This window comes from Caproiciproducens sp. CPB-2 (assembly GCF_036287215.1).
Classification (GTDB): domain Bacteria; phylum Bacillota; class Clostridia; order Oscillospirales; family Acutalibacteraceae; genus Caproiciproducens.
The window spans coordinates 806,914-820,702 of sequence record NZ_CP142860.1; the positions used below are offsets into that span (position 1 = coordinate 806,914).

Here is a 13,789-nt window from a genome sequence, read left to right on the forward strand (position 1 = left end):
CGCCGCCTGCGGAGAGGTTGAAAATATGATAAAGTATGGAGGGTTCAAAATGAAAGTCATGCTGATCAACGGAAGTCCTCATGAAAAAGGCTGCACGTATACGGCCTTGTGCGAGGTTGCCGGAGAGCTTGAAAAAGCCGGAGTGGAAACCGAGATTTTTCAGGTCGGCCAGCAGCCGATCCGCGGCTGTATCGGCTGCGGCTTCTGCAAGAAGAACAAGGGCAACAAATGCGTGTTCGGCAACGACCCCGTGAACCACGCGCTGGAAAAGGCCAAAGAAACGGACGGCTTTATTTTCGGCTCTCCCGTCCACTACGCGGCGGCGTCCGGAATGCTGACGTCTTTTCTGGATCGGTTTTTCTATGCGGGAACCGCCCTGAAGTACAAGCCGGGCGCGTCCGTTGTAAGCTGCCGACGCGGCGGGGCAGCCGCCGCGTTTGACCAGCTGAACAAATACTTTACCATTTCGAGCATGCCGGTTGTTTCCTCTCAGTACTGGAACATGGTGCACGGGAATACGCCCGAGGAAGTGCGTCAGGACCTGGAGGGGATGCAGACCATGAGGACTCTGGGCAGAAACATGGCCTGGCTTTTAAAGTCCATTGAGGCCGGAAAACAGGCGGGCATTTCCATTCCGGAGGCGGAAGAGCCGCAGGTCACGAATTTTATCCGGTAAAAGCCTGCCGGGGCAAAACCGACAGAAAAAAACTGTCCGTTCCCTTTCGGAGCGGGCAGTTTTTTATGAAGATTATTTTCCAGCCAGAAGGAAATACAGGACAACCACCACTCCCAGGACAATCCGATAATAACCGAACGCCTTGAAATCGTGCTTTTTGATATACCCCATCAGGAACTTGATGGCAAAGACCGAGACGATGAACGCCGTGATCATTCCGGTCGCTAAAATCATCCCTTCCGCGGGGGTAAAGGCGAATCCGAATTTCAGCATCTTGATCAAGCTGGCGCCGAACATCACGGGGATCGCAAGGAAAAAGGTAAATTCCGCCGCGATGCTTCTGGAGGTCCCGATCAGCATGGCGCCGACGATGGTGGCCCCGGAACGGGAGGTCCCGGGAATCAGCGCCAGCACCTGGAAAATGCCGATGAAAAGGGCTGTTTTGTAGGTCAGCTGCGAAAAATTGCGAACAGCGGGCCGCTTGTTCCGGTTGCGGTTTTCAATCACAATAAACAGCACGCCGTAGAGAATCAGGGTGACCGCCACAGTCTGGTAATTGTAAAAGATTTTATCGATCTGGTCGTTGAACAGGATTCCGATGATGCCCGCCGGAATGCAGGCGGCGAGAACTTTCAGCCAGAGGTTGACGGTTTCGCGTTTCTGACCGGCCGTCTTTTTGGGAGAGAAGGGATTCAGCTTATGGAAATACAGCACGACGACCGCCATGATGGCGCCGAGCTGAATGACCACCAGAAACATTTCCTTAAACGCGGGGCTTACGTTCAGCCTGATAAATTCATCGGCAAGGATCATATGTCCGGTGCTGCTGATGGGCAGCCATTCGGTCAGCCCTTCTATGATTCCCAGCACAAGCGCTTTCAGGATATCGATTAAGACCACTGTCATCACTCAAATCTTCGTTATTCATCCGGTGCTTACGGATTGCCTTCTATTATAAAATACTTATCTGTCAAATACAAGCAAAATAAAGCGCCGCTCCTGCTTTTACAGGGGCGGCGCGGAGGAAAAGGACACGTCAGGCGGCGCTGCGGCGGGAGATACCGTAAAGCCGGTTAAAGTTCGGCCGTCCGGCCGAATCGAGCAGATGGGCGTCTTCGTCCGCGTCTTCGCTCCGGTTCTGGTTGAGCGCGCGGATGATCTGGTCCGCGTTGCGGATGCCGATGCCGTGCCCGTAATATTTGCCGTCGCCCAGGTCGATGACATTTTCGCCCTGCCACTGCGGGACCAGCGGGTCGACGTCGGGATTCGCGAAATACCGCCGGTCCCCCGGCAGGTAGACGTCTCTTTTGCTGATATAGCCGACTTCGCGGAGAAGCGGGTCGATATGGTGCCAGTTCATCAGTTCGATTTTCGGGAAGGTCTTGTCGAACAGGGCTTCCCCGTAGACGGACAGAAGCGCCTTATAATAGACGATCATCATGGCGGTGGCGCATTCCGTGCCGTATTTGGAGCCGTTTTCGTAGATATCCATGATCGCTTTGGACGGCTTTACGCCGTCTTTCAGCAGGAAGCCCCCCTCCTGCGTCCTTTTCCAGTAATCCGGGTTGCACCGGGTTTCACGGAAAATTTCGAACCCCAGCCCGCTCCGGTAAAGCTGCAGGGAGGCTGCTATGATTTCTTTGCGCAGCGCCAGCTCAAATTTCAGCTGATCGACGGAGTCGTAGGCGCTTTTCGCGCTGCTGGAAGCGAGCATGTCGAGGATGGTCCTCTCTATGCTGCCGGGGGCGTATTCCCCTATGCTGTCGGGCTGAACCGTATTTCCTGCTATCACAATCATGCCAGTTCCCTCCGGCCATATTTGGCAATGTCGACCTGTTTGCTGACAGGATACTGCATCCATTCGTTCCACGAGGACTCATTTTTGGTATGAAGATTGTGGGAAAATGTCGCGAGGGCCGCCCTTTCTTCATCTTCCACTTCGTGGAAATGCTCCAGATTGGCGATTTCCTCGTCGGTCAGGGGGGTGAGGGGCCTGTTGTTGCGCGGAGAAACATCCTTGCAAAGGTACTTTGCTTCCAGATTGACCCCGCAGACGGAGGGGGCGTTGGTCAGCTGGAGGCTTTCCCCCGTGAAATAGACATAGGGGCTGTTTTCCTTCAGCCACGACAGGTAGGCGTCGTACTGCTTCTGTTTGTCCCTGCCTGTGTTCAGCGGCGTATCCTCCGGAATGTGCAGAAGCTGACAGGCCAGCTCGACGTCCTTTTTGTAGGAAGAACGCAGCTTCCCCGCAATGTGCGTGAGCGACTGCGGGTCGCGGGCCTGGAAGAAAGCCCAGATCAGGTCGTGGTTGTATACGCCCCTGCGGTTGCGCCGGAAAATCAGGTCTGCAATGACCGGCAGAACCGTTTTTTCATGGTGCGTTTTCACCAGCACGGACGCGGTGATATCCAGAATCTGGTCGAATTCGGCGCTCAGCCCGTCTTCGCCCGCGCCGGTGTTGAACATCCAGAGCATTACGGAGTGGACGTCCTCGCTTTTTAAAGAAATTTCCCCGCCCGTACCGTCCTGCGGATTTTTTGCACTCCTGATTTTTTGACATATGTTCAGCGCAGTGCGGTTGCGTTCACTGAGCTCCTGATATAGGTTCCGCTCCCGGATCTCCGGCTGCAGGACAAACAGGGTGGCAAAGAGGAGCCTGTCGTCGTTGATGAGCCTGACGGCGTTTTGCCTGTTTCCCCTTTCCGTTCTCAGGAAGGCGTTTCTGCAGAAGTTCGCTCCCCGCGTGCGTCTGATACGGTCCAGATAACCGATGGGACCGTTGTAGCCCGAATTCATCCTAATCGCGCTTCTTTCCATTATGAAATAGTCCCAGAAGGGCCTTCCTTCCATAATATTTTGAAAGAGCGTTTTTGGTTTCTGTAATCGACGGAGTAAACGGGAAAAAAGGAAGAATTCTAAGTACGGTACATGGATTGAACCGGAACGCGGCGAGTTGACAAATTTCGCGAAATCATATACATTAAAACCATAGTAAATTTATATGGATAAGCAAGGATGTGAGCGCTTGAATTTCATTGTTACCGCGGGCGGTACACGGGAAAGAATCGACGCGGTCCGGACCATTGCGAACGAGGCCACCGGGAAGCTGGGCAGCCTGATTGCGGAAGAACTGGCCGAAAGGCTTTCGGGAAAAGAACACACCGTCTATTTTCTCTGCGGTACGGGCTCGTGCCTTCCAAAAACAGGAAGTGGGAATATACGCGTCCTGCATGTCGAAGGGACCGGCCAGCTGCAGGATACGCTGATCGGCCTGTTGAAAGAACAGGAGATCGACGCGGTCATCCATTCCATGGCGGTGAGCGATTATAAGGTCAGCAGCGTGACGACGCCGGAGCACATTGCGCAGGCGCTGGCGGAAAAATTCCGCGGCGCGCCGCTTCCGCTTTCCGAAGCGGAGTGGGAGCGGGCGGTCTCACAGGCGGTTTTTGCCCGGCCGCTCAGCGCGGAGCACAAGATCAGCTCCGATCTGGAGCATCCGGTGCTGGTGCTGGAAAAAACGCCGAAGATTATCGGCCTGATCAAAGATGCCAGCCCGAAGACCCTTCTGGTCGGTTTCAAGCTGCTCAGCGGGGTCAGCCGGAAAGTGCTGATCGATACGGCGTACGGTCAGCTGAAAAAGAACCGCTGTACTTACGTCCTTGCCAACGATATGGATTCCGTCGTACGGGGAAACCACGAGGGATTCCTGGTGGACGAGAGCGGAAACTATGCGGCGTTTTCCGGGAAGGAACAGATTGCGAAGGGCGTCGCGGACAGCGTGCTGAGAAAATTAATGGAGGCTCAAGGATGAAAAATATGATACTGGGAGTGACCGGAAGCATCGCGGCGTATAAGGCCGCCGATCTGGCCCACCGCTTTTATAAACAGGGCTATCAGGTAGAGGTGATCCTGACAAACGGCGCCACGAAATTTGTAACGCCGCTCACGTTCCGCAGCCTGACGCAGAACCGCGTGTACACGGATGTGTTTCAGGACGATTTTCCGCAGGAAATCAAGCATATTTCCCTCGCCACGAAAGCGGACGTCGTGCTGATCGCTCCCGCCACCGCCAACATTATCGGAAAGATCGCCTTCGGCATCGGGGACGACATGCTTTCCACCACGATTCTGGCCGTCAGGAACAAACCGGTGCTGATCGCTCCGGCGATGAATACGAATATGTGGGAAAATCCGATTGTACAGGAGAATATTTCTAAATTGAAAAAATACGGCTACCAATTTATAGAACCGAAGGAAAGCCTGCTCGCGTGCGGAACTTTAGGAAAAGGCGCGCTCGCCGAGCTGGACGATATCTGCAGTGCGGTGAATGCCGCCGTAGGGCGGTAATTTGCTTCTGCGTTCGCTTCCATCTTCATAAATTCTCCACAATCTGTTGATAAGATGATGCCAAAACAGATCAGAGGAGTGCATGAAATGGCAAAATCCCAAAAACCAAACTCCGGCCGAAAGGCGGACGCGAAGAAAAAGAGCAATCGCACGATTTATCTGAGCGCGGGTTTTCTGGTCCTTCTGGCCGCGGCTTTCTTTCTTGTGAAAGGGCTGACCGTCCCCAAAACGGCTGCTCCGTCCGGCGCGTCGCTGACCAGCGTTGCAGAGACGGGCGCGGACGTTTCCATTGCCAAAAACGAGATCACCGAAACGGCGAAGTTTATTCCCTATAACGCCGGGGGTACCAATATGGAACTGATCGCCGTAAAAGCGCCGGACGGCACCGTCAGGACGGCGCTGAACACCTGTCAGGTCTGCTACGACTCCGGCAGAGGGTACTATGTGCAGGAGGGCGGCGAACTGGTCTGCCAGAACTGCGGGAACCGTTTTCAGATCAGCCAGGTGGAAAAGCAGAAAAACGGCTGCAACCCCGTGCCGATTCTGGAGGACAGTAAAACGGACGACGGAACGACGATCACCATTTCAAAAGATTTCCTGCAGCAGAGCAAAACCCTGTTTGAAAACTGGAAAAGATGATAAAAAGCAGTACCGCCGGCCGGCGGTACTGCTTTTTCGGTCAGGTCCTCATTTTCTTCTTCGATCTTCATAAAATCTTCACAGCGGGCTGGTAGGATGCAGCTACAATCATCTTCGGACGGGAGAAATGATATGGAACGGAAGCTGGCGCAGAAAACACTGAAAATAGAGGGCATGACCTGCGCGAACTGTGCCCTGAAAATTGAAAGCACGCTCAGCGGGCTTTCCGGGGTCGAGAAGGTCTCCGCAAGCTACGGCAGCGGGACGGCGACCGTCGTTTACGACCCGGAAATCATTCGTCTTGAGAAAATCATTGCCGCAATTGAAGAGCTGGATTATCATGTAACAGACGATAAAAGCCGCCGGAGCGCGGAAAAAGAAAGCGCCGCGAAGGAAAAGGCGGGCGGGACGGCGGACAAAAAATTCGTCAGTCAGCTCATCGGCGTCGGCCTGCTTCTTTTCGCGGGCTATCTGATTGTTCAAAATACGGTCGGCCTGAATTTTATTCCCGAGGTCTCCCAGAATATGGGATACGGAATTCTGTTTGTGGTCGGCCTGATTACCTCCCTGCACTGTGTGGCGATGTGCGGCGGAATCAATCTTTCGCAGTGCGTGTCCTACCGATACGGGGAAAACGATACGGGCAAATGGGCAAAGCTGAAACCAAGCCTGATGTACAACGCGGGCAGGGTGCTTTCCTACACGGCTGTGGGCGGCATCGTCGGCGGCCTGGGCTCCGTCGTCAGCTTTTCGGGGACGGCAAAGGGGATCGTCTCGATCCTTTCCGGCGTATTTATGGTGATGATGGGCCTGAATATGCTCGACCTGTTCCCGTGGCTGCGTAAATTTGTCCCTCGGATGCCCAAATTTTTCGGCAGCAAAATTTACCGCAATCAGGGGAAGCGCGGGCCGTTCTATGTGGGGCTTCTGAACGGGCTGATGCCCTGCGGCCCTTTGCAGGCGATGCAGATTTACGCGCTGGGTACGGGGAGCGTTCTGGCCGGAGCGGCCTCCATGTTCGTTTTCAGCCTCGGCACCGTGCCGCTGATGTTCAGCTTCGGTGCGCTCAGCTCTTTCCTGAGCAGTAAATTCACCCATAAAATGATGAAGGCCAGCGCCGTTCTGGTGATGCTTCTGGGCGTCGTGATGCTCAACCGGGGATTTGCCCTTTCGGGAATCGGTTTCCCCGGTGTTTCCGCGGCGGCGGCCGGGGGCGGCAATATTGCCCGAATCGAAAACAATGTGCAGACCGTATCGACAACGTTGCAGCCCGGCAGCTACAGCCCGCTTGTCGTACAGAAGGGCGTCCCGGTAAAATGGACGATCAGGGCCGACGCGGACTCGCTGAACGGCTGCAACCGGACCATCACGATTCCGCAGTACAACATTACCAGGACGCTGGAACCGGGCGATAACGAGATTGATTTCACCCCGCAGGAGACCGGGAAAATCACCTATACCTGCTGGATGGGAATGATCCGGAGCAATATTACGGTCGTCGACGATCTTGGCAATATCACCGGGCAGGAGGTCGCGCAGGAATCCGGCCTTTCCGCGGGCGGTGCGTTTGCGGCGGGCGGATGCTGCGGCAACACCCCGGCGAGATTCGCGGACGGTGGGGTCCCCACGGACAGCATCGGCGTTGCAAAAATCAGCGGCAAGGAGCAGGAAGTAACGGTTAAGGTGGACGATCAGGGCTACACGCCCGCGGTGGTCGTTCTTCAGAAGGGGATTCCGGCGAAGATCAAATTCGATACCGGCAGCCTGAATTCCTGTAACAGCATCATGGTTTTTCCGGAATACGGCGGTCAGCTGAATCTGGACACGGATAAGGAAACGCCGCCGATTACGCCCGAGCAGGATTTTACTTTCCAGTGCGGGATGGGAATGCTCCATGGCTATGTAAAGGTGGTCGACGACCTCGGCAAAGCGGATCTGGACGCGATCAAAGCCGAGGTGCAGAACTATGTTCCCGCGGGCGGGGGCTCCGGCTGCTGCGGATAAATTATGAAAGAGGGATTCTTGAATGCTGAAAATTTTTAGACGGATGAAAGCATCCGTCAAACGCTCGTTGGACCGTATGGCAAAGGAAAACGAGAAGCAGTTCGGCGGCGGGGTGCCCGACTGCTGCAAAATGAACCGTCAGGCCAACGGACGGCCAAGAAAATAATACGCCGCTTTCAGAATCGGCAGGAAAATATGGTATAATAATCAAAACGGCAGGCTCCTTTTGAAAAAGGGGCTTTTGTCATTGGAGGCGGAAACGGATTGAACCGGAACAGAAAGCGGATTTTGGTTGTGGACGACGAGCCGAAAATTGTGGAGGTCGTGACGTCCTATCTTGAAAAAAGCGGATACGCCGTGCGCGGCGTTTTCAGCGGAAAAGAAGCCTATGAAAGCTTTGAAAGGGAGAAGCCGTCCCTTGTGATCCTCGACTGGATGCTCCCGGACACTACGGGGGAGGAAATCTGCCGGACGCTGCGGCAGAAGTCCGACGTCCCCATCATCATGCTGACCGCCAAGGTGGAGGAAGAGGACATCCTGCGCGGGCTGCAGATCGGCGCGGACGATTACGTGACCAAACCGTTCAGCCCCCGTCAGCTTGTGGCGCGGGTGGAGGCGGTTCTTCGCAGGACGGAAGGCAATTCGTCCCCGGTCCTTTCTTTCCGCCGGGGAGAACTGATCGTGGATATGGACGGTTACGACGTCATGCTGAGCGGCCGTCCGGCCGGTCTGACCCCCAATGAATTCAGAATTGTCGGCGCGCTGGCAAGGCACCCGAACAAGGTGTTTACCCGCGAAGAACTGATCGCCATTGTCAGCGGAGACGATTTTAACGGATTTGACAGGGTCATCGATACCCATATTAAAAATATCCGCCAGAAGATCGAAACGGACACCAGAAATCCGGAGTACATCCTGACGGTTCACGGAGTCGGATACAAGTTCGGAGGCGATTGAGCTGAAATACAGTTTAAAATCAAAATTGTCGTTTTCCTATGCGGTGATGTCGCTTCTGATGGTCGCGATTATCAGCTTCTGCATCAATGTTCTGCTGCAGAACCGTTTTCAGGACTATGTCATCAACCAGCGGGAGCAGAGGAACAGCGAAATCGTCAGTATGATCGAAAAGCAGTATAACGGGCTGAACGGCGGCTGGAATACGAACGTCATTGAAAATATCGGCGTGAACGCCCTGGAACAGGGAGTCATTGTCAGGCTGAAAAACGCGGAAGGGAAAACGGTGTGGGACGCCACGGTCCACAATAACGGCCTCTGCGTACAGATGCTGACCCATATGTCCGAAAATATGAACAGCCGCTATCCCGGCTTCAAGGGCGGGTATGAGCAGAAGACGTATTCCGTCAAGGCCGGCGCAAAGGAAGTCGGGCACGTCGAGCTGGGGTATTACGGCCCTTATTATTTTACGGATAACGACATCGCTTTCCTGAACAGCGTCAACACTATCCTGATTGCGGTGGGCATTTTGTCGCTTGTAATGGCGCTGATTCTGGGGACCTTTATGGCGAAGCGGGTGAGCGGGCCGATCTCCAAGTCCATCCGTGCCGCGGGGCAGATCGCAAAGGGGAATTTTCGGCAGAGAATCACGGAAAGCTCCGGAACGAGGGAAATGGCGCGCCTGACGGATACCATCAACTATCTGGCGGACTCTCTGGAGAAGCAGCAGGATTTAAGGAAGCGGATGACCGCCGACGTCGCGCATGAGCTGAGGACGCCCTTGGCGAACCTGCAAAGCTCCATGGAGGCAATGCTCGACGGGATCTGGGAGCCGGACGAGGCCCGGCTGGAAAGCTGCCATGAAGAAATCATCCGGCTGAACCGCTTGGTCGGCGACCTGGAAAAGCTGGAACGGTATGAGGCGGAAAACGCATCCCTTTCGCTTTCCGAATTTGACGTATCCGATCTGATCCGGCACATTCTGCATAATTTTGAATCGGAGTTCCGCAAAAAGGGCGTCGCGCTTTCCTTCGAGGGGGAGGAGGAAATCCTCCGCGCCGACCGGGATAAAATCAGCCAGGTCGTCACCAATCTTGTTTCCAACGCGCTCAAATATACCCCGGAGGGCGGACAGGTACGGGTGCGCGTGCGGGCTGCGGAGCACAGTACCGAACTGATCGTCAGCGACAGCGGGAAGGGGATTCCGCCGGAGGACCTGCCGTACATCTTCGAACGGTTTTACAGGGCGGACCGGTCGCGCAACAGGCTGACCGGCGGCCTGGGCCTTGGACTTACGATCACGAAGGCCATTGTGGAAGCCCACCGGGGAACCGTGGAGGTCGTGAGCGAGGTTGACAGGGGAACTACCTTTACAGTCAGCCTGCCGAAATCCGGATAATCAGTAAATCCTGCAAAAACATCCTTCGTAAATTTTACCGGCCGCTTACCGTCTGATACGGCCAGGAACGGATTCCTCCCATATTGCCGACGCGGGTATATCCCATTGCGGACAGCCGCCTGCAGGCGGCCGCAGCCCGCGCGCCGCTCAGGCAGTAAACCAGAATCTCCCGGCTTTTATCCGGCACAGTCTTCTTGATTCCCTGCTCAAGCTCGTTGAGAGGGATCAGCCTGCTTCCCGGAATACGGATTTCCCTGTATTCCTCGGGGGTTCTGACGTCAAGCAGAAGAAGATCGGGATTTTCCTCCAGCCTTTTTTTAGCCTCTTTCGGGGAAACGGTCTCATATGTTTTTGTTCTGAGTAATGTCTTGAACATTCTTTCATCACCTTTCTTTTTTATTAATATAACCGGATTCTTTTATTTTGTCTGTGACTTGGTAACAGAATGCCGACGCGTTTTATGAAAACAACGGATTAAGGGATTGTAATCTTGAAACGTGAGTGTTATAGTGAAAATGTCGATATCATTAAAACAGCAGAAAGGTGATAAGCATGGAATTTATTGAGAGTATTATTGAGAGAGCGAAACAGACGAAAAAGACCATTGTCCTGCCGGAGAGCAACGATATGAGAACCCTGCAGGCCGCCGCGGAGGTTTTGGAAAAGGGAATCGCCAATTTGATTCTTGTGGGCGACGAAGCGAAGATCAAAGAACAGGCCGGCGGGCTGGACCTTTCAAAAGCAAAGTTTGTAAATCCTCTGACTTCCACCAGCCGCGAGGACTATATTCATACATTTTATGAGCTGAGAAAAGCAAAGGGCATCACTCCGGAGCAGGCGGAGAAAATTATGGCGGACAACGTTTTCTGGGCCGTGATGATGGTGAAAAAAGGCGATGCGGACGGAATGGTTTCCGGCGCGGCGCACTCCACGGCGGATACGATCCGTCCGGCTCTGCAGATCATTAAGACCGCTCCGGGCGTAAAGCTCGTTTCCAGCTTTTTCGTTCTTTCCGTTCCCGACTGCGAATACGGCTGCGAGGGAAACTTTGTTTTCGCGGACTGCGCGCTGAATATTAACCCCAACGCGGACGAGCTTTCCGAAATCGCGATCGCGTCGGCAAAGTCATTCAAAAATATGGTCGGAGCGGAGCCCAAGGTCGCCATGCTGTCCTTCTCTTCTTACGGAAGCGGCAAAGACGAGCTGGTAGACAAAGTGGCGGAAGCGACGAAGCTGGCAAAGGAAAAAGCACCGGAGCTTACGCTCGACGGGGAGCTGCAGGCGGACGCGGCGCTGGTGCCGAGCATCGGCCAGTCCAAGGCGAAGGGAAGCAACGTAGCCGGTCAGGCAAACGTTCTGGTTTTCCCGGACCTGAACTGCGGCAACATCGCGTATAAGCTGGTACAGAGACTGGGGAAGGCGAAAGCGTTCGGCCCGGTACTGCAGGGAATCGCAAAGCCGGTCAACGACCTGTCCAGAGGCTGCTCGGCACAGGATATTGTCGGCGTCGTCGCCATGACGGCGGTACAGGCACAGTCCTGACCGGTATTTTTCATAAAAGGAGCCTTCTTCTTTAGAAGCGGGCTTACAGACCGCAGGACCAAGGAAAAGGGACTGCTGCAAGACGAAAGTTTTGCGGCGGTCCCTTTTTGTACGAACCCCCGGCTATGTGAACAGGGCAATAGGAAGCAGACAGAAAAATACCGCCGTTTTACGGGCGGTATTCTAAGAAAGAAGAGAAATATGAAAAAGATATTGAAACCCTCACCCGAGGGGCTTGTAATTGATTTTCCGGCCCTTGCGCCGACGTCGCGTCACAAACAAAGACCGGGGATACAAATGTATTTGCGATGTTTATAGTATAGGCATATTATGTGTATTTATGGTGAAGTTGATTTGAAAATTTCGAGAAATCTTTTCAATCTTTCAAAGGTGAGGGGCTCCCTGTTTCAGAAAATCCGCCGGGAAAGGTTCCGCTGGAGGCTCAAGATCAGAAAAAACCCGGAGGGATGTATCAAAAAACATCCCTCCGGGTCCGGCTCCCCTTAGATATAGAACATGAATCCGCCTTCCTGCGTCCTCTTTTCCACGTCATCCGCAATATCGTAAAGGGAGATCCTTTTCAGCTCCGCTTCAATTGCGTTGTCGATGACGGAAAAAACGGAGTGCTGCATGGCCTGTTCCATTGCGGGGGCTTTCTTTTCCACCGACTCTTCCGTTTTCTCGAACAGGGACTGCTCCAGTGACCGCAGGATTTCGTATGCATTTATTTTCTGAGGAGGCATCGCAAGCTTGTACCCGCCCTGCGCTCCTTTGACGGCTATCACCAGCTCGGCCCTTTTTAAAAGGGAAAACACCTGCTCCAAATAAATTTTGGAAATTCCCAGCTTTTCCGATATGCTCACAATCGTAATACATTCGTTGGTGGTATAATTCTGCGCCATGGTGATCATGGCGGCCAGTCCGTACCTTCCTTTTGAAGAAATTCTCATGGGTTTCTCCTTTATAAAGATCATATTTTTTATAATACCTATTTATCATATCTTGAAAGAAGGATTTCGTCAAGAGGGGCGCGGATTTTTCGGATTATCGCAATGCCTGTTCCAGGTCACGGATCAGGTCTTCCGCGCTTTCCAGCCCGACGGAAAGACGCAGCAGGCACTCGTTGATTCCCTTTGCTTCCCGTTCTTCTTTGGGAACGTCGGCGTGCGTCTGCAGCATCGGATAGGTAATCAGCGTTTCCACCCCGCCCAGGCTTTCCGCGTACTGGATCAGCCCGACGCGCTCCAAAAGCTGTTTTGCCGTCTGCTCACGGTCCACTTCAAAAGAGATCATTGCACCGAATCCGGAGGACTGCCTTTTTGAAATCGCATACCCCGGGTCTTCGGGCAGGCCGACATAGTGCACCGCTTTGATTTTTTCCTGTGCGCACAGCCACCCGGCGAGCCGCATCGCGTTTTCCTGCTGCTTTTCCATGCGCACGGCAAGCGTCTTGATGCCGCGGATCAGAAGCCAGCTGTCAAACGGGGGAAGGCACGCTCCGGTGGTCGTGCTCAGAACCTGCAGCCGGTCAAAGAGCTGCTGATCGGCGGTGATGACAAAGCCGGCAAGGGTGTCGTTGTGCCCGCAAAGATATTTTGTCCCGCTGTGGACGACGATATCTGCCCCCAGCTTCAGCGGCTGCTGAAAATACGGGGTCAGAAACGTGTTGTCCACAATGAGCAGCAGGTTCCGCTCTTTGGTGATTTTTGAAACGGCTTCAATATCGGTCACCTGCATCATCGGATTGGTGGGCGTTTCGATAAACACGGCTTTGGTTTCCGGCCTGATGCGGGACTCGATCAAAGCGGGATCGGAGGTGTTCACAAAGTCGAAGGTAAGGCCGTTCTTGATGGATATTTTGTGAAAGTAGCGGTGGGAGCCGCCGTAGAGGTCGTCGGACGCGATGATGTGGTCGCCGGGCGAAAAAAGCTCCATGAGGGTCGCGATGGCGGCCATTCCGCTGGAAAAAGCCTTGGCGCCAGCGCCGCCTTCCAGCGCCGCTACCGTTTTTTCAAGATGCTCCCTTGTGGGATTCTGCAGCCGTGAGTAGTCGTAGCCCGTGCTTTGGCCGACCATGGGGTGCGCAAAGGTGGCCGACTGAAAAATAGGCACGCTCACGGCGCCGGTATAGTCGTACCGGTCGGAGCTTCCGTGTATACAAAGTGTGGTAAAATCCATATTTCCGTCTCCTGTCTGAATCATATTAGAGAGAAATGCGTATCCTAAGC

Annotated in this window: 15 protein-coding genes; 9 read left to right on the plus strand and 6 right to left on the minus strand. The window is 54.0% G+C overall.

Going from position 1 to position 13,789, the window contains the following annotated elements; translation table 11 throughout:
- Positions 1-49 precede the first annotated feature (49 nt).
- Positions 50-676, plus strand: coding sequence for a flavodoxin family protein (locus VXK30_RS03985; protein WP_275713182.1), 627 nt, complete (start codon positions 50-52; stop codon positions 674-676).
- A 72-nt stretch (positions 677-748) separates the two neighbouring features.
- Here the strand turns inward: VXK30_RS03985 and VXK30_RS03990 are convergent, their stop codons facing one another.
- The 3 genes from VXK30_RS03990 to VXK30_RS04000 all read right to left on the minus strand — a co-directional run bounded on the left by VXK30_RS03990 (position 749) and on the right by VXK30_RS04000 (position 3,472).
- Complete coding sequence (locus VXK30_RS03990; RefSeq protein WP_442867948.1) at positions 749-1,582, minus strand: undecaprenyl-diphosphate phosphatase; 834 nt, start codon at positions 1,580-1,582, stop codon at positions 749-751.
- Positions 1,583-1,712: 130 nt separating this feature from the next.
- Positions 1,713-2,474 carry a protein-glutamine gamma-glutamyltransferase gene (locus tag VXK30_RS03995; RefSeq protein WP_275713180.1) on the minus strand — a complete coding sequence of 254 codons (762 nt, stop codon included), beginning with the start codon at positions 2,472-2,474 and terminating at the stop codon, positions 1,713-1,715.
- Positions 2,471-3,472 (minus strand): hypothetical protein, encoded by a 1,002-nt coding sequence (locus tag VXK30_RS04000; protein WP_275713178.1) that lies wholly within the window; start codon positions 3,470-3,472, stop codon positions 2,471-2,473. Before VXK30_RS04000 ends, VXK30_RS03995 begins: the two co-directional genes overlap by 4 nt.
- A gap of 229 nt (positions 3,473-3,701) precedes the next feature.
- On the opposite strand from VXK30_RS04000, the gene VXK30_RS04005 reads away from it, so the two are divergent.
- The 7 genes from VXK30_RS04005 to VXK30_RS04035 all read left to right on the plus strand — a co-directional run bounded on the left by VXK30_RS04005 (position 3,702) and on the right by VXK30_RS04035 (position 10,019).
- Entirely contained in the window at positions 3,702-4,487 is a 786-nt protein-coding gene (locus VXK30_RS04005) for a phosphopantothenoylcysteine decarboxylase domain-containing protein (protein WP_275713176.1), read from the plus strand.
- Complete coding sequence (gene coaBC / locus VXK30_RS04010; RefSeq protein ID WP_275713174.1) at positions 4,484-5,023, plus strand: bifunctional phosphopantothenoylcysteine decarboxylase/phosphopantothenate--cysteine ligase CoaBC; 540 nt, start codon at positions 4,484-4,486, stop codon at positions 5,021-5,023. Before VXK30_RS04005 ends, coaBC begins: the two co-directional genes overlap by 4 nt.
- Before the next feature lie 87 nt (positions 5,024-5,110).
- Positions 5,111-5,662, plus strand: coding sequence for a DUF2318 domain-containing protein (locus VXK30_RS04015; protein WP_275713172.1), 552 nt, complete (start codon positions 5,111-5,113; stop codon positions 5,660-5,662).
- A 132-nt stretch (positions 5,663-5,794) separates the two neighbouring features.
- Positions 5,795-7,666 carry an urease accessory protein UreH domain-containing protein gene (locus VXK30_RS04020; protein WP_275713169.1) on the plus strand — a complete coding sequence of 624 codons (1,872 nt, stop codon included), beginning with the start codon at positions 5,795-5,797 and terminating at the stop codon, positions 7,664-7,666.
- 22 nt (positions 7,667-7,688) lie between these two features.
- Positions 7,689-7,832, plus strand: coding sequence for an LDCC motif putative metal-binding protein (locus tag VXK30_RS04025; RefSeq protein ID WP_275713167.1), 144 nt, complete (start codon positions 7,689-7,691; stop codon positions 7,830-7,832).
- Positions 7,833-7,930: 98 nt separating this feature from the next.
- On the plus strand, positions 7,931-8,623 hold the full coding sequence (locus VXK30_RS04030) for a response regulator transcription factor (protein WP_275713165.1): 693 nt from the start codon (positions 7,931-7,933) through the stop codon (positions 8,621-8,623).
- Between the two features lie 46 nt (positions 8,624-8,669).
- Complete coding sequence (locus tag VXK30_RS04035) at positions 8,670-10,019, plus strand: sensor histidine kinase (RefSeq protein WP_329494160.1); 1,350 nt, start codon at positions 8,670-8,672, stop codon at positions 10,017-10,019.
- 34 nt (positions 10,020-10,053) lie between these two features.
- Here VXK30_RS04035 and VXK30_RS04040 read toward each other — a convergent pair whose 3' ends face one another.
- Complete coding sequence (locus VXK30_RS04040) at positions 10,054-10,395, minus strand: rhodanese-like domain-containing protein (protein WP_275713163.1); 342 nt, start codon at positions 10,393-10,395, stop codon at positions 10,054-10,056.
- 176 nt (positions 10,396-10,571) lie between these two features.
- Between VXK30_RS04040 and pta the strand changes: the two genes are divergently transcribed.
- The gene (gene pta, locus VXK30_RS04045) at positions 10,572-11,561 is read left to right on the plus strand and encodes a phosphate acetyltransferase (RefSeq protein WP_275713161.1); all 990 of its coding nucleotides are present in this window, start codon (positions 10,572-10,574) and stop codon (positions 11,559-11,561) included.
- A 503-nt stretch (positions 11,562-12,064) separates the two neighbouring features.
- On the opposite strand, the gene VXK30_RS04050 is transcribed toward pta, so the two are convergent.
- On the minus strand, positions 12,065-12,511 hold the full coding sequence (locus VXK30_RS04050; protein ID WP_275713160.1) for an RrF2 family transcriptional regulator: 447 nt from the start codon (positions 12,509-12,511) through the stop codon (positions 12,065-12,067).
- 94 nt (positions 12,512-12,605) lie between these two features.
- Positions 12,606-13,739: a trans-sulfuration enzyme family protein gene (locus tag VXK30_RS04055; protein ID WP_275713158.1), complete on the minus strand. Its 1,134-nt coding sequence runs from the start codon at positions 13,737-13,739 to the stop codon at positions 12,606-12,608.
- Positions 13,740-13,789: the final 50 nt, after the last annotated feature.

What these genes read in the sequence shown, in the direction of transcription:
- VXK30_RS04035 (WP_329494160.1), top strand. Translation starts at nt 8,670, where the DNA reads ATGTCGCTTCTGATGGTCGCGATTATCAGCTTCTGCATCAATGTTCTG.
- VXK30_RS04015 (WP_275713172.1), top strand. Translation starts at nt 5,111, where the DNA reads ATGGCAAAATCCCAAAAACCAAACTCCGGCCGAAAGGCGGACGCGAAG.
- VXK30_RS04020 (WP_275713169.1), top strand. Translation starts at nt 5,795, where the DNA reads ATGGAACGGAAGCTGGCGCAGAAAACACTGAAAATAGAGGGCATGACC.
- VXK30_RS03990 (WP_442867948.1), bottom strand. Translation starts at nt 1,582, where the DNA reads ATGACAGTGGTCTTAATCGATATCCTGAAAGCGCTTGTGCTGGGAATC.
- coaBC (WP_275713174.1), top strand. Translation starts at nt 4,484, where the DNA reads ATGAAAAATATGATACTGGGAGTGACCGGAAGCATCGCGGCGTATAAG.
- VXK30_RS03985 (WP_275713182.1), top strand. Translation starts at nt 50, where the DNA reads ATGAAAGTCATGCTGATCAACGGAAGTCCTCATGAAAAAGGCTGCACG.
- VXK30_RS03995 (WP_275713180.1), bottom strand. Translation starts at nt 2,474, where the DNA reads ATGATTGTGATAGCAGGAAATACGGTTCAGCCCGACAGCATAGGGGAA.
- VXK30_RS04000 (WP_275713178.1), bottom strand. Translation starts at nt 3,472, where the DNA reads ATGAATTCGGGCTACAACGGTCCCATCGGTTATCTGGACCGTATCAGA.
- pta (WP_275713161.1), top strand. Translation starts at nt 10,572, where the DNA reads ATGGAATTTATTGAGAGTATTATTGAGAGAGCGAAACAGACGAAAAAG.
- VXK30_RS04040 (WP_275713163.1), bottom strand. Translation starts at nt 10,395, where the DNA reads ATGTTCAAGACATTACTCAGAACAAAAACATATGAGACCGTTTCCCCG.
- VXK30_RS04055 (WP_275713158.1), bottom strand. Translation starts at nt 13,739, where the DNA reads ATGGATTTTACCACACTTTGTATACACGGAAGCTCCGACCGGTACGAC.
- VXK30_RS04050 (WP_275713160.1), bottom strand. Translation starts at nt 12,511, where the DNA reads ATGAGAATTTCTTCAAAAGGAAGGTACGGACTGGCCGCCATGATCACC.
- VXK30_RS04025 (WP_275713167.1), top strand. Translation starts at nt 7,689, where the DNA reads ATGCTGAAAATTTTTAGACGGATGAAAGCATCCGTCAAACGCTCGTTG.